Annotated in this window: 19 protein-coding genes and 1 tRNA gene; 13 read left to right on the forward strand and 7 right to left on the reverse strand. The window is 57.6% G+C overall.

Annotation, left to right across the window (positions count from 1 at the left end; genetic code table 11):
- Positions 1–9: 9 nt before the first annotated feature.
- Positions 10–1,590 carry a S8/S53 family peptidase gene (locus CPter91_RS27390; protein ID WP_236905854.1) on the reverse strand — a complete coding sequence of 527 codons (1,581 nt, stop codon included), beginning with the start codon at positions 1,588–1,590 and terminating at the stop codon, positions 10–12.
- Positions 1,591–1,853: 263 nt separating this feature from the next.
- Here CPter91_RS27390 and CPter91_RS18425 point away from each other — a divergent pair, with 263 nt between their 5' ends.
- The 3 genes from CPter91_RS18425 (at position 1,854) to CPter91_RS18435 (ending at position 4,406) form a co-directional block, all read left to right on the forward strand.
- Complete coding sequence (locus CPter91_RS18425; RefSeq protein ID WP_061942725.1) at positions 1,854–2,099, forward strand: FeoA family protein; 246 nt, start codon at positions 1,854–1,856, stop codon at positions 2,097–2,099.
- Between the two features lie 172 nt (positions 2,100–2,271).
- Positions 2,272–4,110, forward strand: coding sequence for a ferrous iron transporter B (gene feoB / locus CPter91_RS18430; protein WP_061942727.1), 1,839 nt, complete (start codon positions 2,272–2,274; stop codon positions 4,108–4,110).
- A complete protein-coding gene (locus CPter91_RS18435) occupies positions 4,107–4,406 on the forward strand; it encodes a DUF6587 family protein (protein WP_061942729.1) in 300 nt (99 codons plus the stop codon). The genes feoB and CPter91_RS18435 overlap by 4 nt, the downstream gene beginning before the upstream one ends.
- 1,003 nt (positions 4,407–5,409) lie before the next feature.
- On the opposite strand, the gene CPter91_RS18440 is transcribed toward CPter91_RS18435, so the two are convergent.
- On the reverse strand, positions 5,410–6,375 hold the full coding sequence (locus tag CPter91_RS18440; RefSeq protein WP_061946396.1) for a sugar-binding transcriptional regulator: 966 nt from the start codon (positions 6,373–6,375) through the stop codon (positions 5,410–5,412).
- Between the two features lie 411 nt (positions 6,376–6,786).
- Between CPter91_RS18440 and CPter91_RS18445 the strand changes: the two genes are divergently transcribed.
- From CPter91_RS18445 to CPter91_RS18485, 9 genes are all read left to right on the forward strand, one after another.
- On the forward strand, positions 6,787–8,067 hold the full coding sequence (locus CPter91_RS18445; RefSeq protein WP_061946398.1) for an ABC transporter substrate-binding protein: 1,281 nt from the start codon (positions 6,787–6,789) through the stop codon (positions 8,065–8,067).
- A 176-nt stretch (positions 8,068–8,243) separates the two neighbouring features.
- Entirely contained in the window at positions 8,244–9,173 is a 930-nt protein-coding gene (locus tag CPter91_RS18450; RefSeq protein ID WP_082792992.1) for a carbohydrate ABC transporter permease, read from the forward strand.
- The gene (locus CPter91_RS18455; RefSeq protein ID WP_061942731.1) at positions 9,170–9,997 is read left to right on the forward strand and encodes a carbohydrate ABC transporter permease; all 828 of its coding nucleotides are present in this window, start codon (positions 9,170–9,172) and stop codon (positions 9,995–9,997) included. The genes CPter91_RS18450 and CPter91_RS18455 overlap by 4 nt, the downstream gene beginning before the upstream one ends.
- Before the next feature lie 5 nt (positions 9,998–10,002).
- The gene (locus tag CPter91_RS18460; protein ID WP_236905855.1) at positions 10,003–10,722 is read left to right on the forward strand and encodes an HAD-IA family hydrolase; all 720 of its coding nucleotides are present in this window, start codon (positions 10,003–10,005) and stop codon (positions 10,720–10,722) included.
- A gap of 69 nt (positions 10,723–10,791) precedes the next feature.
- Complete coding sequence (locus CPter91_RS18465; protein ID WP_061942733.1) at positions 10,792–11,937, forward strand: ABC transporter ATP-binding protein; 1,146 nt, start codon at positions 10,792–10,794, stop codon at positions 11,935–11,937.
- 88 nt (positions 11,938–12,025) lie between these two features.
- On the forward strand, positions 12,026–13,426 hold the full coding sequence (dalD, locus tag CPter91_RS18470; protein WP_061942735.1) for a D-arabinitol 4-dehydrogenase: 1,401 nt from the start codon (positions 12,026–12,028) through the stop codon (positions 13,424–13,426).
- A gap of 114 nt (positions 13,427–13,540) precedes the next feature.
- Positions 13,541–15,031, forward strand: coding sequence for a xylulokinase (xylB, locus tag CPter91_RS18475; RefSeq protein WP_061942737.1), 1,491 nt, complete (start codon positions 13,541–13,543; stop codon positions 15,029–15,031).
- Between the two features lie 71 nt (positions 15,032–15,102).
- A tRNA-Thr gene (locus tag CPter91_RS18480) sits at positions 15,103–15,178 on the forward strand.
- A 198-nt stretch (positions 15,179–15,376) separates the two neighbouring features.
- Positions 15,377–16,372 (forward strand): tyrosine-type recombinase/integrase, encoded by a 996-nt coding sequence (locus CPter91_RS18485; protein ID WP_061942739.1) that lies wholly within the window; start codon positions 15,377–15,379, stop codon positions 16,370–16,372.
- Here the strand turns inward: CPter91_RS18485 and CPter91_RS18490 are convergent.
- The 4 genes from CPter91_RS18490 to CPter91_RS18500 form a co-directional block, all read right to left on the reverse strand.
- Positions 16,369–16,635, reverse strand: a complete 267-nt coding sequence (locus tag CPter91_RS18490; protein WP_061942741.1) for a hypothetical protein — start codon at positions 16,633–16,635, stop codon at positions 16,369–16,371. The genes CPter91_RS18485 and CPter91_RS18490 overlap by 4 nt on opposite strands.
- A gap of 72 nt (positions 16,636–16,707) precedes the next feature.
- Complete coding sequence (locus tag CPter91_RS18495; protein WP_061942743.1) at positions 16,708–19,380, reverse strand: toprim domain-containing protein; 2,673 nt, start codon at positions 19,378–19,380, stop codon at positions 16,708–16,710.
- Positions 19,381–19,715: 335 nt separating this feature from the next.
- Entirely contained in the window at positions 19,716–19,958 is a 243-nt protein-coding gene (locus CPter91_RS25900; protein ID WP_082792994.1) for an Ogr/Delta-like zinc finger protein, read from the reverse strand.
- A 169-nt stretch (positions 19,959–20,127) separates the two neighbouring features.
- Positions 20,128–20,412, reverse strand: coding sequence for a ribbon-helix-helix protein, CopG family (locus CPter91_RS18500; protein WP_061942745.1), 285 nt, complete (start codon positions 20,410–20,412; stop codon positions 20,128–20,130).
- Positions 20,413–20,610: 198 nt separating this feature from the next.
- Here CPter91_RS18500 and CPter91_RS18505 point away from each other — a divergent pair, with 198 nt between their 5' ends.
- Positions 20,611–20,982, forward strand: coding sequence for a helix-turn-helix domain-containing protein (locus tag CPter91_RS18505; RefSeq protein ID WP_061942747.1), 372 nt, complete (start codon positions 20,611–20,613; stop codon positions 20,980–20,982).
- Between the two features lie 320 nt (positions 20,983–21,302).
- Here the strand turns inward: CPter91_RS18505 and CPter91_RS18510 are convergent, their stop codons facing one another.
- Positions 21,303–21,839, reverse strand: a complete 537-nt coding sequence (locus tag CPter91_RS18510; protein ID WP_061942749.1) for a TIGR00645 family protein — start codon at positions 21,837–21,839, stop codon at positions 21,303–21,305.
- Positions 21,840–21,864 lie beyond the last annotated feature (25 nt).

The following is a 21,864-nucleotide window of genomic DNA, read 5'->3' on the forward strand; positions in this document are numbered from 1 at the left end:
ATATTGCCGTCACGCCAGGAAGTACGGCAGCATAATTAACTGCGGCGAACAGGTCGGTGAAGCTTGCACTTTTAGCCGTGACGACAACGATCTTGGCCCCGGCGCCATTGCGTGCGCCATTTGTGTATCCAATTCCACTTCCGCCCCCCAATCGGCGCTCGCTGCAACCAATGCGCCATTTGATAAGTCAAGGTGCTGGAAGCATCCATTCGCGGCAGTGCATGGCGGCAGATTGAAATATTGGCTGTACACAGCCAGATCGTCTTCAACGTTGCCGCTAGACGGCGCTTCGATCAGTGCAATGGTTTGCCCCCCGCCATTCAAGCCAACGGGATTTCCATAGTGCGCCTGCAAATCGGCCGGAGCCAAGGCGCCATTGACGCCATGCCCGCCGATGCCAAACAAATCGACGGTGCCCACTTCGGCAACACTACCCGCCTGGGAGCCGGGCACGGTGGCGCCGGTGATCAAGCCCTGCTGTATGCTGTTGACGGCCGCCTGGTTCAAGCCGATGTAATAAGCAACCACTGAACCATCTCTCTGCGGATACTTGTATGGCGTGCCGTCTTTCTCCAGGGCGCCCATATAGACGTTGCCATTCAACTCGTAATAGATGCGATAGGAAGTCGTACCGTTTTGCGCCGCCGGCAGCGGTGCATTGGCTACCCACATGCGAACGCCGTTGATCACGCTGATCGCGCCGTCGGCAGAAAAGTCCGTTTCATACGGATGGAAATTGCTGTTCTTCAGCGTGACTGGAAAGAAGCCGTCGAGATTTACCTGTGTCTGGCAAGGCGTGGTCGCCGTCGACGTCGTAATTTTAGCGGGGAGACTATTCGTGCAATCCAATGCAAAATAGGTATCGCCAGCCAATGCCCCCTGTCTCTTGGTATAGGCGGCGCCGCTCAGCCACTGCGCATTGGCTGAGAAATTATTGGCGCTCACCCAGTCATCGATCTGATAGTTCGCCTGTAACTCTTCCGGAGCATTATCGATCATCCCGGACAATGGCGTTTCGCTAAAATTGGAAAACAGCGAGGACTGCACTACAGTACTGCCGTCATCTGCGTAAGAATCGGTGCGGACGCTACTGCCGACATAGCTGACCGCGCGTCGCGCAGTGGCGGAGCGAACAACAACCTTGCTGCCAAGCAGATAACGCGTTGTCGCAAAAGCCGGCAAAGCCAATGCCGAATCCAGCGAAGTGGCTTGCGAGGTTTCAACTTGGCTGCCGGCGGCCGAAGGAGATGCGCTGATGCCGCCTGTCGAGGTCGAATAGAAATAATTAACGCCGCTGACCAGGTTGCCGCCACCGAAAGGCAAGCTCACCCCCAGTGCATAGGTGCCGCCATTCAACTCTTCATGCTCGAAAATCTGCTGGTCCGCGCTTAGTGCCTGCGCTTGCTGCGAATTCCCTGCGGAGGTACTAGAGCCGCCTCCGCCGCCACAGGCGCTCAGCAGGACGGCCAGTGCCGTCGCCGTAACATAGGTCAAGCCATTGGGTAATTTCATCGCACCGGTTCTCGATAAATGTGAAGTTAGGGATAAGCTCCTCAGCCTGCATAGCACCGTCGCCTGAGTAGCCAGCAAAGTTTTGGATCATACCCGAGCCCATAAAGAAATTTTCTATTTGGAAACATAATTTACAAATTGCTTCTAAAACTCTGCTCCAAGCCGGTGCTTTCCAACACAGACCGAAAGACGGCTTGATGTGTTTTATCGACAACAGACGAGATGCAACGCTTTGGCATCATCGATTACGCAGTGCGACAGAGCCCTGGATTTGTCAAACAAAGGCCGGCAAAGCGCTATCAATGGGTATAATGAGAATCATTATTGGTAATGGCGTTTGTATGAGACTTTGCGACTTGATCCCGTTTACACCCGCAGTCATTGAACATGTGGAAGATGTCCTGACTGCCGACCCCATCGCCCAGCGCTTGCGCGAGCTGGGTTTCGTCAACGGCGAAGCGGTCAGCGTGGTGGCGCGCGGTCCGGTCGGCGCCGATCCGCTGATGATACAAATCGGCTTCACCCGTTTCGCCCTGCGTCGCGCCGAAGCGCACCGGGTGCATGTCAATATCAACCTGGCCTCCTGAATTTAGTGTAGTGCTTCGCAAATAATGAAACTTCATAAACGGCGGCTTTTCGCACCATGCGTCGTTGCAAATCCTCGCGATAGCCCCGCTATCGCTCCGGTTTGCGCCTAGCCTGACACGAAAATCCACCATTTCTGAAGCTCCACTACTTACGAAGCACTACACTCGCAATATGTCCAGCACCACTTCTTTGCGCATCGCCCTGGTCGGCAATCCTAATTGCGGTAAGACCGCCCTTTTCAACCAGCTGACGGGCAGCCGCCAGAAGGTCGCCAATTACGCTGGCGTCACGGTCGAGCGCAAGGAAGGCCGCTTCACCGCACCTTCCGGGCGCGTATTCCAGCTGCTCGATCTGCCCGGCGCCTACAGCCTGGAAGCGACCAGTCCGGATGAAATGATCACGCGCAAGGTCTGCCTCGGCCAGATGCCGGGCGAAGCATTGCCTGACCTGGTGGTGTGCGTGGCAGATGCGACCAACTTGCGCCTGCACTTGCGTTTCGTGTTGGAAGTAAAACGGCTCGGCCGGCCGATGGTGCTGGCGCTGAACATGATGGACGCCGCCCGCAAGCGCGGCATCGTCATCGACCGTGAAGAACTGCAGCGCCGCCTCGGCATTCCGGTGATCGAGACTGTCGCGGTGCGCAGCGGCGGCGCACGCGATCTGATCCGGCACATCGACCAGGCCGGCGCACCGGCCATGGCGAGCGGAACCGTCGACGACGACCTGCATGCGCAGGTGCGGGCGATGCTGGCGGCCGCTGTCACCATGCCGCGCAATACCTCGATGATCGACGACGCCATCGACCGCTGGGTGCTCCATCCCGTGATCGGACTGACAATGCTGGCGGCCATCATGTTCTTCATTTTCCAGGCCGTGTTTTCCTGGGCGCAGCCGCTGATGGAAGCGATCCAGGCCGGCGTCGCCGCGGTCGGCGCCTGGGTTGCGGCCGCCATGCCGGAAAGCCTGCTGCGCAGCCTGATCAGCGACGGCATCTTCGGCGGCCTCGGCACCGTGCTGGTGTTCCTGCCGCAGATCCTGATCCTGTTTTTCTTTATTCTGGTGCTGGAAGAATCCGGCTACCTGCCGCGCGCCGCCTTCCTGCTGGACCGCATGATGTTCAAGGCCGGCCTCACCGGCCGCTCCTTCATCCCGCTGCTGTCGAGCTTTGCCTGCGCGATTCCCGGCATCATGGCCACCCGCAGCATCCAGGATCCGCGCGACCGCCTGACCACCATCCTGGTGGCGCCGCTGATGACCTGCTCGGCACGCCTGCCGGTATATACCCTGCTGATCGCCGCCTTCATTCCCAACAGCAGCGTATGGGGCCTGTTCAATATGCAGGGCATCGTGCTGTTCGTGCTGTACGTGGCCGGCATCGTCAGCGCGCTGGCAGTCTCCTGGGTCATCAAGCGCGTGCGCAAGGACAAGAGCGAACATGCGCTGCTGATGGAGCTGCCCTCCTATCGCCTGCCCGGCGCCCGCAATATCGCCATCGGCTTGTGGGAGCGCGCGCTGATTTTCCTGCGCCGCGTCACCACCATCATCCTGTCGCTGACGGTGCTGCTGTGGTTTCTGTCGACCTTCCCCGGCCCGCCGGCAGGCGCCACCTTGCCGGCCATCGACTACAGCCTGGCCGGCCGCATCGGCCATCTGCTGGAATACGTGTTTGCACCGATCGGCTTCAACTGGCAGATCTGCATCGCGCTGGTGCCTGGCATGGCGGCGCGTGAAGTCGCGGTATCGGCACTGGGAACCGTATACGCCATGTCCGGTAGCGAAGATGCGATCGCATCGCAGCTCGGGCAAGTGATTGCGCATCAATGGTCGCTGGCGACTGCCTTGTCGCTGCTGGCCTGGTATGTGTTTGCACCGCAATGCATGTCGACGCTGGCAGTGATGCGGCGCGAAACCAACTCCTGGAAGGTAGTCGCCGCCGCCACTGCCTACCTGTTCGGCCTGGCCTACCTGGCCGCTTTCCTGACTTATCAAATCACGAGGCTGCTGTCATGACGCCCTTCCTGATCGTCCAGGCCCTGGTCATCGGCCTGGCGGTAATCGCCAGCCTGCTCTACGCCTGCCGCCGCCTGATGCCAGCCACCAGCCAGCGCCTGCAGGCAAACCTGGCCGACGCGCTAAGCCAGTCGTCGCGCCCAGCCTTGCTGCGCAAACTCGGCGGACAACTGCAACCGACAGCAGCGGCAGGAGGCTGCGGCAGCGGGTGTGGTTCATGCTCTACCGGCTGCGGAACAAGCGCTCCGACAGTAGAAGAACAACCGGTCAAATTTCGCGAGCGTCCTGGCGAATAAAGTGAACGCCGTGTCAGCAACTGCTGCGAAAAATCGCGTGTGCTCCGTGGCCCGTCAAATGGGGTCAGAGTAATTTACGACGATAAAACCGTCGTAAAAAAACTCTGACCTCAATTGACTATTGCACCGCGGTTTTGACGTTGAGGTTGCTGTTGAAGTTGCCGTTGGGGTTGCTTTTGACGTGCCCCGCATTGAGACGTTGCCAAATCCGGCGCGTGTCAGCCGGGAATTGTGAGGGGCATGTTTGAGCCGAAGGCGAGTTTTGCCCCTCACCCGGCTGGCGCGCGCCGGATTTGGGGACCCGACCGAAGGGAGGGCAACGGCTTTGCGGTCGCCTTCTTTTTGGTTACTTTTCTTGCGCCCGGCGAGGGGGCGAAGCAAGAAAAAGTAACTAGCTGCCGGGCTACCCCCGGCAAGCTTCCACGGAGTAGCAGCAGTTTTAGCAACGCACAGGCCATTCTTAGCATGCGAAGGCATGTACTCCGTAGTCCGTCAAATGGGGTCAGAGTAATTTTCGCAAAGAACGCGAAAAAAAACTCTGACCCCAATTGACTATTGCACCGCGGTTTTGACGTTGAGGTTGCTGTTGAAGTTGCCGCTGGGGTTGCTTTTGACGTGCCCCGCATTGAGACGTTGCCAAATCCGGCGCGTGTCAGCCGGGAATTGTGAGGGGCATGTTTGAGCCGAAGGCGAGTTTTGCCCCTCACCCGGCTGCCGCGCGCCGGATTTGGGGACCCGACCGAAGGGAGGGCAACGGCTTTGCGGTCGCCTTCTTTTTGGTTACTTTTCTTGCGCCCGGCGAGGGGGCGAAGCAAGAAAAAGTAACTAGCTGCCGGGCTACCCCCGGCAAGCTTCCACGGAGTAGCAGCAGTTTTAGCAACGCACAGGCCGTTCATAGTATGCCAAGACCTGTACTCCGTAGTCCGTCAAATGGGGTCAGAGTAATTTTCGCAAAAAGCCGCGAAAAAAAACTCCGACCCCATTTGACTGCTTTGACGGTTGGCTAATCGTCTTGCAGGGCGTAGCGCGCGCAATACTCGTCGGTAATCAAACCCGACCACCACCCGCCCCGCAACACCGCCCGGATCGCCTCGGCCTTCTTGGCTCCGCCCGCCATCCCGATCACCGGCTTCGACGGCGGCGAGGTCAGCGGCAGACTGGTCACCCGATCCTCGATCGGCGACGCAATCAGCCGCCCGTCCCCCGCAATCGCATGCCCGATCATCTCCCCCACCGCGCCGTGCGCCTGCAACTGCGCCACCTCCGCCGCGGTAAGAAAGCCATCCTCATGCATCGGACAACCAGGCGCAATCGTGCCGACCCCGATGAAGGTCACATCCGCCTGCTGCGCCAGATCCGCAACGATGCGGTACACCCGGTGATGGCACCATTGCCGCATATCCTCGGCGCTGTCCGCCACCAGCGGCGCCGGCAGCAAGAAGAAACGCCCCTGCGTCTTGTCCGCCACCGTCAGCGCGACGTCATACCGGTTCGACGAGCCATCCGCCGCAATCGCCCCCACCATCGAAACAATCCGATGCTGCGGCCGGTCCATTTCACTCACCGCCTCCAGCACCGCCTTCAAGGTCCGTCCCGAGCCGACATTCACCACCAGCGGATTTTCCTGCTGCAGGTAGCGTTCGACCACCTCAGCCCCCACCACCGCCAGCATCTGCTGCACGCCGGCGTCGTCCACTACATTGCCCACCGACCCCACGCTCGGCACCACATGGCACTGCGTCAGGCCATAACGTTGCTGCAGCGCGGCTGCCAGCTCCAGGCATTCCGACACCGGATGCTCAACCCGCACCTTGACCAGACCCGATTCGCGCGCATAAGCCACCAGCCGCTGCGCCATCTGGCGCGAAATGCCGAGGTGGTCAGCGATTTCGTTCTGGGTCTCGCCAACCACGTAATACATCCACGCAGCGCGGGCCGCGAGATCCAGTTTTTCATTTCTTGATGCCATTTGATGTCCTTTTTCTTCGGCGCACAGCAACTATTCGCTCTTGTTGCGGCGCAATGCAAGCACGGCTTGTGTACGGCATGCGATGACGGATTGTCCCAGATAGCGCAGCGCAACATAAGCATTCTGCAGGGATTTATTCGGCAAAAAAAATCTTGACATGGCTTGGATCATGAATGATTATTTGCTCAACGAAAAGTCTTTTGCTCAATATTTTCATCGAAATGCCGGAAATGCAGAACAAGGGACAGCGTTACAAGCGCTTTCGGGTTGCCCACCGGCATACCGCGGAAAGTGACAAAGCGAAGCCGCACAAGTCGGCATGGCTAATTGATGATTCCTACCACGGAGACAAACATGAAACGTCGCAGCATCGGCAGCAGCTCGTTTGCAGCAATCCTGGCCCCTCTTTCCATGGCAATGCTCTGCAGCAGCGCCTGGGCCGCACCGGTTACCGTCAACATTGCAACGATCAACAATCCGGACATGATCGAACTGCAAAAACTTTCCAGCAATTTCGAAGCCGCCAACCCTGACATCAAGCTGCGCTGGGTGGTGCTGGAAGAAAACGTCCTGCGCCAGCGCGTCACCACCGACATCGCCACCGGCAGCGGCCAGTTCGACCTGATGACCATCGGTGCATATGAAGCGCCGATCTGGGCCAAGAAAGGCTGGCTGTCGCCGATGGAAGGCTTGCCTGCCAGCTACGACGAAGGCGACCTGATCAAGACCGTGCACGATGGCCTGACCGAAGGCGGCAAGCTGTACGCCCTGCCGTTCTACGCCGAAAGCTCGATGACCTATTACCGCAAGGACCTGTTTGCGGCAAAGGGCTTGACGATGCCTGAGCATCCGACCTACACCGACATCGCCGGCTTCGCTGAAAAGCTCGACGACAAGAAAAACGGCATTGCCGGCATCTGCCTGCGCGGGCGCGCCGGCTGGGGCGAAAACATGGCGATCATCGGCACTATGGCCAACACCTTCGGCGGCCGCTGGTTCGATGAAAAATGGCAGCCGCAGCTGAATACGCCAGAGTGGAAAAACGCCGTCACCACCTATGTCGACCTGCTGCGCAAATATGGCCCGCAAGGCGCCACTTCCAACGGCTTCAATGAAAACCTGGTGCTGTTCTCCAGCGGCAAATGCGGCATGTGGATCGACGCCACCGTAGCGGCCGGCATGATCTACAGCAGCAAGGAATCGAAAGTAGTCGGCAAGGTGGCCTTTGCACCGGCGCCGGTAGCCGTCACGCCGAAGGGCGCGCACTGGTTGTGGATCTGGTCGCTGGCGATTCCGAAATCGTCGAAGTCGCAGGACGCCGCCAAGAAATTCGCCGCCTGGGCCACCTCCAAGGAATACATCCAGCTGGTCGCCAAGGAAAAGGGCTGGGGCCTGGTGCCTCCTGGCACCCGCATGTCGACCTACGCTTCGCCTGACTACAAGAAGGCGGCGCCGTATTCCGATTTCGTCCTGAGCGCCATCCAGACTGCCGACACCAAAGACGCCACCGCTCAGAAAGTGCCTTATACCGGCATCCAGTTTGCGACGATCCCGGAGTTCCAGTCGCTCGGCACAGTGGTCGGCCAGGCGATTGCCGGTGCGCTGGCGGGCAAGTCGACTGTCGACGTCGCCTTGCAGACCTCGCAGGCACAGGCGGACCGGGTGATGCGTCAAGGTCGTTATATCAAGTAAATGCGTAAGTAATCCGTAGGGTGGGCACCCCGTGCCCACGCGTGACCGCAATAGCCGGAGTACAGACTCAGGCGGCAGCGACGCAGGCAAATACGCCGAGTATATCCACGCGTGGGCACAAGGTGCCCACTCTACCCTTCCCGCCAATCGGCGCGAACAACTGCAAGAGGTAAATCATGTCCACCCCATTCGCCCAGACCGCCAACGCGGCCGTGCCGGCGCGGCCCAGCGCCAGCAAGTTCAAGCCGGTGCGGCTGCTGCAGACACCCTCGGTGCTGTTGCTGCTGCTTTGGATGATCGTGCCGCTGGCGATGACGCTGTACTTCTCGGTTATCCGCTACAACCTGATGATGCCAGAAGCGACCGGTTTCGTCGGACTGGACAACTACGCTTTCCTGCTGAGCGATCCGGCGTTCTGGCCGTCGATCCTCAACACGCTGCTGCTGATTGGCTCGGTGCTGGTCATCAGCGTGGTCGGCGGCACCCTGCTGGCGGTATTGTTCGACCAGCCCTTCTTCGGCCGCGGCATCGCCCGTCTGCTGGTAATCGGCCCCTTCTTCGTGATGCCGACCGTGGCTGCCTTGATCTGGAAAAACATGATCCTGCATCCGGTCTACGGCCTGCTGGCATGGGCCATGCGCCTGGTCGGCCTGGAGCCGGTCGACTGGCTGGCCGAGTATCCGATGCTGTCGGTGATCATGATCGTCGCCTGGCAATGGATTCCGTTCGCCTTCCTGATTCTGCTGACGGCGCTGCAGTCGCTCGACATGGAGCAGAAAGAAGCGGCGCAGCTGGACGGCGCCGGACCGGTGCGTGTGTTCTGGTATGTGGTGCTGCCGCATCTGAAACGCGCCATCACGGTGGTGATCATGATCGAAACCATTTTCCTGCTGTCGATCTTCGCCGAAATCTTCACTACCACCGCCGGCGGTCCCGGCACGGCAACCACCAACCTGGCTTACCTGGTGTATTCGATCGGCCTGCAGCAGTTCGATATCGGCATCGCCTCTGCCGGCGGCATCATCGCCGTGGTGCTGGCCAACATCGTCTCGTTCTTCCTGGTGCGAATGATGGCCAAGAACCTGAAAGGAGCGAACGAAAAATGAGCGCATTGAAAAACAAGAAACGCAAGAATCCCCTGTGGCTGGGCGTGCTGGCCTGGGCTTGCGCCATCGTCCTGTTCTTCCCGATTTTCTGGGTGGCGATCACCGCCTTCAAGACCGAGCACCAGGCATACGTGCCGACCCTGATTTTCTGGCCGACACTGGAAAGCTTCCATGAAGTCCTGGCGCGCAGCAACTACATGAGCTTCGTCGGCAACTCGCTGATCGTCTCGCTCGGCTCGACCATACTGGCCTTGCTGATCGCTGTACCGGCGGCCTATTCGATGGCCTTCTTCCCGACCGCCAAGACGCAAAAACTGCTGCTGTGGATGCTGTCGACCAAGATGATGCCTGCGGTCGGCGTGCTGATCCCGATCTACCTGCTGGCCAAGAACAGCGGCCTGCTCGATACCGTGACCGGCCTGACCATCATCTATACCTTGATCAACCTGCCGATCGCGGTGTGGATGGCGTTCACCTACTTCAACGACGTCCCGAAGGAAATCCTGGAAGCAGCACGCATCGACGGCGCCAACGCCTGGCAGGAAATGCTCTACCTGCTGTTGCCGACCTCCATGCCAGGGCTGGTCTCGACCGCGCTGCTGCTGATCATCCTGTCCTGGAACGAAGCGTTCTGGAGCATCAACCTGACCAGCGTCAACGGCGCGCCCCTGACCGTGTTCATCGCTTCTTACTCGAATCCGGAAGGCTTGTTCTGGGCCAAGCTGTCCGCTGCCTCCCTGCTGGCGATCGCGCCGATCATGGTGCTCGGCTGGCTGGCGCAGAAGCAGCTGGTGCGCGGCCTGACCTTTGGCGCGGTGAAATGACGGCGATGATGAATACCGCAATCAACCAACACATCACGCACCTGATCTGCGACTGCGACGGCGTCTTGCTGGATAGCGAAAGCATCGCGCTGGCGGTCCTGCATCGGCAACTGGGCAGCTACCTGCCGCGCAGCCTGGCGCAAGGCACCGGCCAGACCGAACTGGCGCTGGAGTTGGCACTGCATGGCGCGATTGCGGAGCGGCTGGGCATGATGACCAACCAGTTGCTGGATGAACTCAATGCCCAGTTCAGCCTCGGCTTGCTGGCGCCCGACTACAACGCCATCAACCTGGCTGTCAGTCGTGCATGCAGCGAAGAGGTCACCGCGGTGCCGGGTGTGATCGAGGTGCTGGCGGCGATTCCCTTGCCCAAGGCGGTCGCCAGCAACAGCAGCCTGCTGCGCATCGATGCCGGCTTGCGCCGCTGCGGCTTGCTGGAACTGTTCGAGGGCCATATCCACAGCGGCCACGACATGGGCACGCCCAAGCCGGCGCCGGATGTCTATCTGGCGGCTGCGGCCGGCTTCCAGGTCGCGCCGAGGCATTGCATCGCCGTCGACGACAGCGTCACCGGAGTCCGTTCCGCAGTCGCCGCCGGCATCCGCGTCTTTGGTTTTACCGGCGTCGCCCACGACCGCGGCCAGGCCGCCGCGCGCCTGCTGGCGGCCGGCGCCGAACGGGTATTCGACAACATGCAGCAGCTGCCCGCCCTGCTGGCTGCTTAGCACCATCATTCAGTTTTCACCTAGACGGTGATTTGAGAGTAATTTAAAAATAAGCAGAAGGAGAGCATCATGGCAGGCGTAAAAATCAGGAACCTCATCAAGAGCTATGACGACAATGAAGTCATGCGCGATATCAATCTGGATATCGACGATGGCGAGTTCGTCGTCTTCGTCGGCCCCAGCGGCTGCGGCAAATCCACCCTGCTGCGCATGATCGCCGGCCTGGAGGACATCAGCAGCGGCGATCTCTTCATCGGCGATGTGCGCATGAACGACGTACCGCCAGCCAAGCGCGGCATCGCCATGGTGTTCCAATCCTACGCGCTGTACCCGCACATGACACTGTACGACAACATGGCCTTCGGCCTGAAGATCGCCGGCAAGTCGAAAGCCGAGATCGACGCCGCCGTGCAGAAGGCGGCCAAGACCTTGCATATCGACCATCTGCTGGACCGCAAACCCAAGGCCTTGTCCGGCGGCCAGCGCCAGCGCGTCGCCATCGGCCGCGCCATCACGCGCGAGCCCAGCGTATTCCTGTTCGACGAGCCCTTGTCCAACCTGGATTCGGCGCTGCGGGTCAAGATGCGCCTGGAGTTTTCGCGGCTGCACGATGAACTCAAGACCACCATGATCTACGTCACCCACGACCAGATCGAAGCCATGACCCTGGCCGACAAGATCGTGGTGCTGTCGGCCGGCCGCATCGAGCAGGTCGGCTCGCCGCAGCAGCTCTACCATCATCCGGCCAACCGTTTCGTGGCTGGTTTCATCGGCTCGCCCAAGATGAATTTCATCGACGGCAAAGTGGTCGCCATCGGTGGTAACGGCGTGCTGGTGGAACTGGCCAGCGGCGGCCGCCAGTCAGTCGCGGTGGACGGCAGCAGCCTGCAGATCGGCGCCGCGGTCAGCATCGGCGTGCGCGCCGAACACCTGATGCTGGATGCCAAGACACCGATGCTCAAAGCCAAATTCACGGTGCTGGAAGCGCTCGGCGATTTCTCCTACCTGTACGCTGATTCGACCGCATCCGAGGAGCCGCTGGTGCTGCGCGTGGCGGATACCGTCAGCATGCAGCGCGGCAGTGAGATCGGCGTCTCCGCCGACCCGCAGCGCTGCCATCTGTTCGACCAGAGCGGCCGCGCCCTGCGCCGGCTGGATGGCTCAGGCGGCACGGCAGCGACGGATCAGGGCCGGACAGCGGCCCAGGTGGCATAAGGCCGGCGCCAGCAAGCCGGTTATCGAGTACTACGCTTTTATTATTTGTTTTTATTATTCGTTTTATTATTGTTTATCAGGACTCATCATGCAAGTCGCTTCCTCCGCTCTCTCAGGATCCGAACAGGTCTGGCTGCACATAGGCGCAGGCTCTTTCCACCGCGCGCACCAGGCGGTCTATCTGCATCATCTGATGGAGAGCGGCGACCATAGCTGGTCGCTGGCGCTGGCCAACATCCGTGACGACATGACGCCGCTGCTGGATGCGCTGGAGCGGCAGGACGGTGCCTATACGCTGGAAACCGTCACGCCCGGCGGTGTCCGCAGCTATGAAGTGATCCGTTCGATCAAGACCATCGTACCGTGGGATGCTTCGCTGCTGGAACTGACCGCCATCGGCGCCCGCAGCAGCACCAAGGTGATCTCCTTCACCGTCACCGAAGGCGGCTACTATCTCGATCACCATCATCGCCTCGATACCGCCAACCCCGACCTGGCCGCTGACCTGCAAGGCGAGTTGAACACCGTCTACGGCGCCATGAGCGCCATCCTTCGCGCCCGCGCGGCTGCCAATGGCGGCCCGGTGACATTGCTCAACTGCGATAACCTGCGCCATAACGGCGAGCGCTTTCACGACGGCCTGCTGCAGTTTCTTGAACTGCGCGGCGAGACATCTTTGAAGCAATGGGTAAGCGCGCATACCCGCAGCCCCAATTCCATGGTCGACCGCATCACGCCACGCCCTACCGACGAAGTGCGGACGCGCGTGGCGCAAGCCTGCGGCGCGCCTGATCCCTGCGCGCTCATGGCCGAGTCTTTCATCCAGTGGGTGATCGAGGACGACTTTGCCGCCGGCCGCCCGGCGCTGGAAAAGGTCGGCGTCGAAATGGTCAAATCGGTGCTGCCTTATGAAGAAGCCAAGATCCGCATACTCAACGCCACCCACAGCTGTGTCGCCTGGGCCGGCACCCTGGTCGGACTGGACTATATCGACCAGGATTGCGCCCGCCCGGACATCCGCAAGATGGCCTTCGACTATGTCACGCAAGACGTCATCCCCTGCCTGACGCCGAGCCCGCTCAACCTGGAAAACTACCGCGACACCGTGCTGGAGCGTTTCAGCAATCCGAATATTCAGGACAGCAACCAGCGCGTCGCCGCCGACGGCTTCTCCAAGATTCCAGGTTTCATCGTGCCCACCCTGCAGGAATGCATCGCGCGCGGCGTGGTGCCGCATGCCACGCTAGTCCTGCCCGCACTGTTCTTCCTGTTCCTGCAGCGCTGGGCCAAGGGCGAACTGCCCTATGCCTACCAGGACGGCGTGTTCGACGCCGCTGCCACCCGCACCATGCTGGCCGGCGCCGACCCGCTGCGCGCCTATTGCGCCGACACCGCCTTATGGGGCACACTAGCCGGCAGCGCACAGCTTGAGTTGCCGCTGCGCGAAGCCGTGGTCCGGGTCCAGGATTGGCTGGCGCAGCAAAATTGATCTGATTCGAATAACACGGCGCTATCGGGGCAGATCGGGACAGAACCGCGTTGAACCGATCTGTCCGCTGCATGCTGCTTGCGCCGTACGTCATACGCGTAGAGGAATTGAAAAATGTATCTGGGCATCGACCTGGGGACCTCGGAAGTCAAGGTAGTCCTGATGGACCAGGCCGGCAATCTGCTGGCCGACGCCGCTTCCGCACTGAATGTCTCGCGGCCGCAGCCGCGCTGGTCGGAACAGGATCCCGAGCAATGGTGGCAGGCCACAGGCGACAGCATCGCCAAGCTGCGCGCCAAGGCGCCGCAACAGTTCGGCGAAGTGCGCGCCATCGGCCTGTCCGGTCAGATGCACGGCGCAGTCGTGCTCGACGCCGCAGATAAAGTATTGCGGCCCGCGATCCTGTGGAACGATCTGCGCAGCATCAGCCAGTGCGCCGAACTGACCGCGCGTGCGCCGCAATTGCATCAAATCGCCGGCAACCTCGCCATGCCCGGCTTTACCGCCCCCAAGTTGCTGTGGCTGGCGCGCCATGAACCTGAAATATTCGCCGCCATGGCAACCGTGCTGCTGCCCAAGGACTGGCTGCGCCTGCTTCTCACCGGCCATAAAGTCTCCGAACCCTCCGACGCCGCCGGCACCTTGTGGCTGGATGTCGCCAAACGCGACTGGTCCGACGAACTGCTGGCCGCCACCGGCATGCGGCGCGCCCATATGCCGCGCTTGGTGGAAGGCGGCGAATCTTCCGGCACGTTGCTGCCTGAAGTCGCCAAGGCGTGGGGTCTGTCGCCAAAAGTCATCGTCGCCGGCGGCGGCGGCGACGGCGCCGCCAGCGCAGTCGGCATCGGCGCGGTCAATCCCGGCGACGGCTTCATCTCGCTAGGCACCTCCGGCGTACTGTTCGTCGTTAACGACCGCTTCCGTCCCAATCCAGCGCAAGCCGTGCACGCCTTCTGCCACGCCCTGCCGGGCCGCTGGCACCAGATGAGCGTGATGCTGTCGGCGGCCAGCTGCCTGCGCTGGTTCTGCCGCCTGGTCAGCGTCGACGAAGCCACCCTGCTGAACGAAATTGCCGCCCTCAGTCCGGCAGAACTGGAAAACGCCCCGCTGTTCCTACCCTATCTGTCGGGTGAACGCACACCCCACAACGATCCCTACGCCCAAGGCATATTCCACGGCCTGTCGCATGCCCACGGTCGCGCCGCCTTAGGCTACGCCGTGATCGAAGGCGTCAGCTTCGGGATGGCCGACGGCCTGCACGCTTTGCACACGGCCGGCACCGAAGTCACGGAATTGTCGCTGGTAGGCGGCGGCTCGCGCAGCCCCTACTGGGCGCAGCTGATCGCCGATGCGCTGAACGTCAAGATGGTGACCCATATCGGCAGCGAAACCGGCGGCGCGCTTGGCGCAGCCCGCCTGGCGTGGCTGGCGGCCAATGACCAGCCCAGCAAGGAAGCCATCATTTGCGCCAAGCCGCCGCAACGCGAGGCATTCACCCCCAACCCGCTGCGCCATGCGGCGTTGCAGCTACGGCTGGAGGCCTATCGCGAAATCTATCGCTGTCGGCCGCAGCGCACTGCAGACCTCGACCAAGACCTGCATTGACTAGGCTTCACTTTTGATTGATTGCTGATAAAATCATTGTCAGCTTTTGCGATATCTCTCGCGACAGCAGTGCCGGTGTAGCTCAGTTGGTAGAGCAATTCATTCGTAATGAAGAGGTCGGGGGTTCGACTCCTCTCTCCGGCACCACGAGATATTTCTGGAAATCGTCATAAAACGCCGCAAACCAAGTAAATACATGGTTCTGCGGCGTTTTTTCATTCCGGTCCCAATCTACAAAAAACCACCAATAACCACTAATTACTGATATCGATTCCCCAGAATTTACCCAACGACCCCCCAGTTTCGTGATGTAATTGGCACCGTTTTTTAGGGGGAATAGGATATATGGCATCAATCGTAAAGTGTGCAGGTGGCTGGCGGGTTCAAATTGCAATAAAAGGGAAACGTGAGTCTGGAACCTACGCGACCAAAGCCCAGGCACAAGCATGGGCTGCTATGCGCGAAACCGAGATTCGCACCGAAGCAGCAACTGGGATGGTCGTTGGCAAAACCTGCCGCGACGCCTTTGAGCGATACGAAAAAGAGGTTTCGCGTACTAAGCGTGGTTTTCGATGGGAAGCCTTACGCCTATCCGGAATGACCAAAACCGTCGTTGGAAAAACCATCTTCGGCGACGTCAAACTCAATGAGCTGACATCAGATTTCCTCGGTCAATGGCGTGATTCAAGACTAAAAACGGTGACTGGATCAACAGTCAATCGTGATTTGAATTTGCTGTCGCATGTATTCACTACTGCTCAGCGAGAGTGGGGATGGATGGGTGACAGCCCAACAAAAGGTGTACACCGGCCGAAGAACCCGGCGCCGCGCGATCGACGCATTTCCGCTGATGAAATTGACCGTTTGTGCCTGGCCCTGGGATTTGACGACGAGCCTGTCCGCTCAAAAAATCAAGCGGTAGCCGTCGCTTTTCTGTTTGCCATAGAGACTGCAATGCGGGCCGGTGAGATATGCGCACTACGACCTGAGAACATCTCTGGTCGGGTTGCAATTTTACCGATGACAAAAAATGGCACTAAGCGCGATGTGCCCCTATCGACCAGAGCAATTGAATTGCTGTCGTTCTTACCAACGCCACAAGAAGGGGAGCCACTGTTTGGGCTCACGTCGGCGTCGCTCGATGCTCTGTTTCGCAAGGCAAGAGGGAAGAGCTTAGTTGAAGGAATGACCTTTCACGATACCCGGCATGAGGCCATCACTCGGCTGGCAAAAAAACTCAATGTCCTGGAGCTTGCCAGAATGGTCGGGCACCGTGATCTACGCATGCTGCAGATTTACTACAATGAAACAGCCGAAAAGCTGGCCGAGCTTCTGGACTAACGCTTTTCTCTATAAGTCTCGGACCAGCCGATAACCTCAGAAGCTTTATACAAGGGATGCGCTCTGCCCTTACTGGATGGCAGGCGTATCGCTTTCGGAAAATCCGGCAGACAAGCGATACGTTCACGCACCACTGCAGCGTCCCTTTTCAAATACTGTCCAATGGTCGCAATGTCCCACAGATCAATTCCCAGTGGGATACTTGGTTTGAAATGCTTTGCCAGCGCATCGGCCAATTTAGTAATCAATTCTACGTCACTCATTCAAACACCTTTGCATTCATACTTGTTAAATTGCTGTATTGCTTCATAAAATTTTCCTTAGATTGAATTCAATTAGATAGTCGGTTTGTCGTTCTGGAATACCCAGCATTTCATGGCGGTACTGGCCCTGAGGCTTTCTTTTGCACGAATCTGGCTGTTGACCACGCGCACGTCAAGAAACTTGCGCCGGCGGCTGGTCCGTAACACTTTCTTGAGATCCCCAATCACAGGAATCTGCTGCCTACGCTCAGCGGCAATCTGCACAAAATGATTCAGGTTCACCGCGATCAATTGCGGGTCGCGTGAGTGATTCAACCGATGCATGTCATTGCTGTCCAGGTAGTCGAACGCTTCCCAAAATTCCTGTACCAGGCAATGATCATCATTAATCACCTGCTGCCGCTCCCCAGCCATCGTGATGATCTGTTCTCGCATCGCCCTTTGCTGTTCCGGTGTCAGCTTGATCACTAGTGCCAGCGCATCGGTCAGCGCCAGCATCTGCGCATGGGTTTCCACCAGGCGCGGCATCTTGATCTCCGGACGCATCCGCAGTTCTTTCAAATAGACTGCCGTGCGCTCGGCAACGGTCGCCATGATTTCCTTCTCTTTCCTTGTCGCGGCCAGAATGAAGCCGGACACGTTCTCACCTGGCATGAACTTCAGAGCATCAGCCGCTTCACCGGATTCCGATGTCTGCGTGGTCAGGTCAAAATACAGATGAACAATCCGTGACAGAATCGCCTCCGAGGCATTGACCGGATTATTCTGCGAAATCACAATCGCGCCACGGAACGGTGGTTCATAGGTTTCGTTGCCGCCAGTATTCATACCCCGCGCACGGGTTGATCTTCCGTTATAGGCGGTCTTGAGCTCATCCCAGTCAAACGATTTGACGTGGCTCTTTTCACCATCCATGCGCTCCCGGTCGGACTCGATCAGCACCACGGGCAAACCAGAAACCTGAGAGAAATTACGCGCGCGCGCCGCCAAGCTGGATTTGCTTGGATCGAAGCCCTCATAGCCAATGCGGCCAAACAACTTCCACAGGAACTCAATCAACGTCGACTTGCCGGCGCCGGCCTTGCCGACTACCTCCAGGAAGGGATAAGAGCTTTGCGTCGCCCGGATCTGTTCGGCGAACAATGCACCGAACCAGAACGTCAAGGCGACCATTCCCTTTGCGCCAAAGGCTTTCCAGAGCAGATCCACCCACTCAGTAGTGTAACCATCCGGATCGCGATTGATTTTGAGGGTCACCGAGCGATTCAACGATTTGACGGAAATGCGCCCTAGATCGTAGAAATCCTCACCATTGATATCATGCAGCGCGCCATCCTTGATGGCGACATCGTCCAGTACATAGCAGCCGTATTCCTTGCTATAACCAATATAGTCGATGGTTTCGACCCGCTTGATGTGAAACAGGTCACGCTCCATCATGCGATCCAGCATCGCACTGGTGCCACTGAACATCGCACCAGGAGCGATACCGAGCAGGCGCTTCTTGAATTCCGCTGAGCTGGAGATCTGGGCACTGGTAAATGTATTCTTGATCGATGCGCCGTCATGCGGGAAATCTACCCGAAAGTAATACCAGGCTTCGTCGGTCAATTCGTTCTTCTGGTAATACAGTGGCGTCGGATTGCAATTGGCAATAGGACGGATGCCATGGCTGGCGAATAGCGCTTTTTCCCGCTTGGCAGCCTCAGACAGGCGACAGTCAGCATCATCCTTATCCGATTGCTCCATGACCTTGTTGTATTCGACCAGGTTCAGATCAAACCAGAACAGGCGATTGCGGAAACTAAAGTCGAATTCCAACTTATTGTCTTTCCCATACATCAATAAGGCTTTTTCACTGGCGCTGCCGGTAATTAACAAGGCACCGTGATACAAATAGTTCTCGATATCCTTATCGGTCAATTTGTCGCGCTGATGTAAATCGTTCCAGTCCAGTTTGACTTTATCGTTCTGCGGAATTTGCGCAGCGGTGCACTCCCACCCGGCTTCCCTGGCACGCTCAATGTGCTTGGTCGTAAAGTTGCGACCAGCGGCATCGCCATCGAGCGCCCACACCAGGCGGCAATCCTGATTCCCACGTGCATCACACAGATCCTGTAGCGACTGGGCGGGATAATTGTTGCAGCTCATGATCGATACCGCCGCAATACCATGATGCTCCAGGGCGATGGCATCGAAGATGCCTTCAACAATCCAGAGCTCCTTGACGGTCTGCAGGCTGTGCGACGGATGCGACCAGAATCTGCCCTGGTAATGCGAGCCAAAGCTGAACCGTGCCTTCTTCTTGCCGAAGCGCTGCGGCTTGTCGATCAGGCGCTCCCAATAGCCGTCCGCGACAGGGAAGCGCACCGTGGCACTGCCGATCTTCAGTTCTGGATCGTAATAGCTCTCCTGCTTATATAAGCCTTGCACTCGTGCCAGAGTAAAACCCCGACCATGTTGCATATAGGCGTCGGCGGCGGCCTGCGGATTGCTTGCCTCCGGCGTTTGATAGCGCTTGCTCCAGTCGTCGAACAATTCCGGATAGCGTTCTTTGACGTGCCCTTCCCAACCGCAGTTGTTCAGGCGACCGCAACGCAGTATCCAGGGATGGTCGGCGTTGACGTATAACTCTTTTTTCTGGCACTGAGGGCAAGTGCCGCTTCGCAGATAGCCCTGCTTTTCCGGCTTGAAATTGAATTCAGCCAGACGGGCGTGGATGTCAGCATGTAAAGATAGATTCATGGCGATTAACCGGCTTCGACAATGACTACGGACGGCATGAATATCACCACATCACGGACCGTCCTAGGCTCAGATGCACTGCATATCAATGAACGCATTGCATGGCGCCGCAACCATGTCCTTCCAAGGACTGAGAGGCTAGAAAAACAGGAAATGAAGTGAGAGATGTTGTGCATAAAATGGGGCTGCATGGACGTTATTTGTTTTATTCAGAATGTGCAAAGCCGGCACGCCTGCTGACAGGCGTGACAAATGGCTTACTTATTAATGGAATTGCTTAGGCCGTGATTACGGCGGCGCCAGGATGGTGGGGTGGATCATCGGCACGCTGGGGCTCAGGGTAGTTGCTGAATGGCAGACCAGTTGATATGTTGCGACAGCGGCACGTCGACACCAGGCTTGGGAATGGACGAAAGAGACAAGGTCCGGGCGATTTCAAGCCTCGCGACAAAGCAGAATCCACATTCGGGGTTCTGACACATATAGGTGATTTCTTTCATCAAAGCCGACATCGGACGGCTTTTAACGGCACGCGGCAATATCGAGCAATGGGGACAGCGCAAACCAATATTTCTCATTGAATGTTCTTTGTTTAGCCTGGAACGACGTGCGATCACTGTCGTTGGGTTTTCTTTGATTAAAGATGAATGTCCGTTACTGCGCGACTCTTTTGCATCGCTGACGCTACTTTCGTCAGCAGAGGCGATTTTGTAATTTTGATCGCCTTCGTCGCCTAAAAAATCCTGTTCAGCTATCGTTATCTGCCATCACAGAAGCAGAGACCAGCGCGGTAGCTTCTGCTCTTTTGGCGGTCCACGCCGCGAAGTTCATTCGATCAATGATGGTATGCCGTGGATCGAGCTGATAAGCCTCTATGCCACGCACAATCAGGCGGCGGATAATTGAAGCGCGAGAACGCCCGATGGCCTCAGAAATTTCCTCAACGGTAGCGAGTTCTTTGGTGCTCAGGCGCACGCTGGTCGGTGCCAGCAGACAATCTTCAGGGGAACGGCGGGGAGCAACACTTTTCATGCGGAGAGTCGGTGTGGTTGTTAAGTTGCATAATTATATAGCTCTTATTTGAGATCGTGTTAAAAAGATAGTGACTACAAACGACTACAAATGACTCCTTAAGATACCTTATGACACTTAATGAATCCTTAGTTACCACACATACCCTCCAAATGAAGGCATAATACCGGCACATCACTTTACTAAAAATGAGTTCAAATGAGATCAATTGGTGAAATCCTCAAAGAGGAACGGCTGCGACTGGCAATGAATCAGGACGATTTTGCGGCCGTGGGTGGCCTGAAGCGACGTGCGCAAACGCTGTATGAGCAAAACGAGCGTTCACCGGATGCGGTGTATTTGCGGGCGTTGGCCGCTATTGGAGTGGATGTGCAGTACATCCTGACGGGAGAACAGGCCGCGTCTGCATTAACGCAATTCGAAAAAGATTTGCTGGCCGGCTATCGCAATCTGGATCAGCGCGGCAAAGCTGGGGTGCTGGGGATGATCAACGGCATGAATGCTGAACCCGGTGACATGCAACACCATTTTATTAAACAGCCTGTTTCCGGACGTACAAACTCTCGATAAGGGTCGGTATGCCAAGCACAGGCCTGACATACATGCCAACTTTACGCGCCACCTGCATCGATTTAAGCCGCTCTATGAGCGGCTTTTTTGCATCTAAGATGCATCGCCTGCTGCTGCAAAAAATGCCCCACCACACCCTGCGCGGGGCAGCCCCCACGCCTGCGGGCTTCATTAAAGGCACTGCTTTTAATGCAGTTCGCAAAAACGCCAAGTCCCAAACTGCGCGGAGTTCGTGGGGGAATTGGATGCAACGGCTTGACTCAAAATCAAACACCTGCAGAAAGTGTAAGAAAAATACGTCACTCGTCCTGGAAGCAGTTCTATTTTTCGCCACGCACCTTTGCCATTAACGCATCCATAATTGCTAAAAATAACGCTGATAAAACAAATGTCATATGAATTCCGATCTCCCATCCGAGCGTACGATCACTTGCTGTTTCAACGGACATAAATCCCTTGAGCAACTCAATTGCGGAAATCGCTACGATGGAGCCCATAAGCTTAAGTTTTAAGTCGCCAAATCCAACGTGACCAATCCAGTCAGGGGTATCTTCATGTCCACGCAACTCTAGTTTGGAAACAAAATTCTGATATCCACCAAACATGATCATCAACAATAAATTTCCCATTAAAGAGAGATCTATAAGGGACAAAATTCCCAGAATTGTGTCATCCAGGCTAATGGATATCAAATGTGTCGCCATTGACCAGCTTTTCTGCGCGAACTTAAACATTATCAAAAACAAGCTCAATGCAAGCCCTGCATATACCGGTGCAAGAATCCATCTACTCGCAAAAATCCCCTGCTCTAAGATATATTCGAGAAGCCGAACATTTTTCCCGTCGCCATTTTTCATTTTTTCTATTTCCTCAATTTGACTT

This window comes from Collimonas pratensis, from assembly GCF_001584185.1.
GTDB lineage: Bacteria > Pseudomonadota > Gammaproteobacteria > Burkholderiales > Burkholderiaceae_D > Collimonas > Collimonas pratensis.

Bases quoted from the DNA above. Each gene is read 5' to 3' on its own strand.
- CPter91_RS18425 (WP_061942725.1), top strand. From the start codon at position 1,854: ATGAGACTTTGCGACTTGATCCCGTTTACACCCGCAGTCATTGAACAT.
- feoB (WP_061942727.1), top strand. From the start codon at position 2,272: ATGTCCAGCACCACTTCTTTGCGCATCGCCCTGGTCGGCAATCCTAAT.
- CPter91_RS18435 (WP_061942729.1), top strand. From the start codon at position 4,107: ATGACGCCCTTCCTGATCGTCCAGGCCCTGGTCATCGGCCTGGCGGTA.
- CPter91_RS18440 (WP_061946396.1), bottom strand. From the start codon at position 6,375: ATGGCATCAAGAAATGAAAAACTGGATCTCGCGGCCCGCGCTGCGTGG.
- CPter91_RS18445 (WP_061946398.1), top strand. From the start codon at position 6,787: ATGGCAATGCTCTGCAGCAGCGCCTGGGCCGCACCGGTTACCGTCAAC.
- CPter91_RS18450 (WP_082792992.1), top strand. From the start codon at position 8,244: ATGTCCACCCCATTCGCCCAGACCGCCAACGCGGCCGTGCCGGCGCGG.
- CPter91_RS18455 (WP_061942731.1), top strand. From the start codon at position 9,170: ATGAGCGCATTGAAAAACAAGAAACGCAAGAATCCCCTGTGGCTGGGC.
- CPter91_RS18460 (WP_236905855.1), top strand. From the start codon at position 10,003: ATGATGAATACCGCAATCAACCAACACATCACGCACCTGATCTGCGAC.
- CPter91_RS18465 (WP_061942733.1), top strand. From the start codon at position 10,792: ATGGCAGGCGTAAAAATCAGGAACCTCATCAAGAGCTATGACGACAAT.
- dalD (WP_061942735.1), top strand. From the start codon at position 12,026: ATGCAAGTCGCTTCCTCCGCTCTCTCAGGATCCGAACAGGTCTGGCTG.
- xylB (WP_061942737.1), top strand. From the start codon at position 13,541: ATGTATCTGGGCATCGACCTGGGGACCTCGGAAGTCAAGGTAGTCCTG.
- CPter91_RS18485 (WP_061942739.1), top strand. From the start codon at position 15,377: ATGGCATCAATCGTAAAGTGTGCAGGTGGCTGGCGGGTTCAAATTGCA.
- CPter91_RS18490 (WP_061942741.1), bottom strand. From the start codon at position 16,635: ATGAGTGACGTAGAATTGATTACTAAATTGGCCGATGCGCTGGCAAAG.
- CPter91_RS18495 (WP_061942743.1), bottom strand. From the start codon at position 19,380: ATGAATCTATCTTTACATGCTGACATCCACGCCCGTCTGGCTGAATTC.
- CPter91_RS25900 (WP_082792994.1), bottom strand. From the start codon at position 19,958: ATGAGAAATATTGGTTTGCGCTGTCCCCATTGCTCGATATTGCCGCGT.
- CPter91_RS18500 (WP_061942745.1), bottom strand. From the start codon at position 20,412: ATGAAAAGTGTTGCTCCCCGCCGTTCCCCTGAAGATTGTCTGCTGGCA.
- CPter91_RS18505 (WP_061942747.1), top strand. From the start codon at position 20,611: ATGAGATCAATTGGTGAAATCCTCAAAGAGGAACGGCTGCGACTGGCA.
- CPter91_RS18510 (WP_061942749.1), bottom strand. From the start codon at position 21,839: ATGAAAAATGGCGACGGGAAAAATGTTCGGCTTCTCGAATATATCTTA.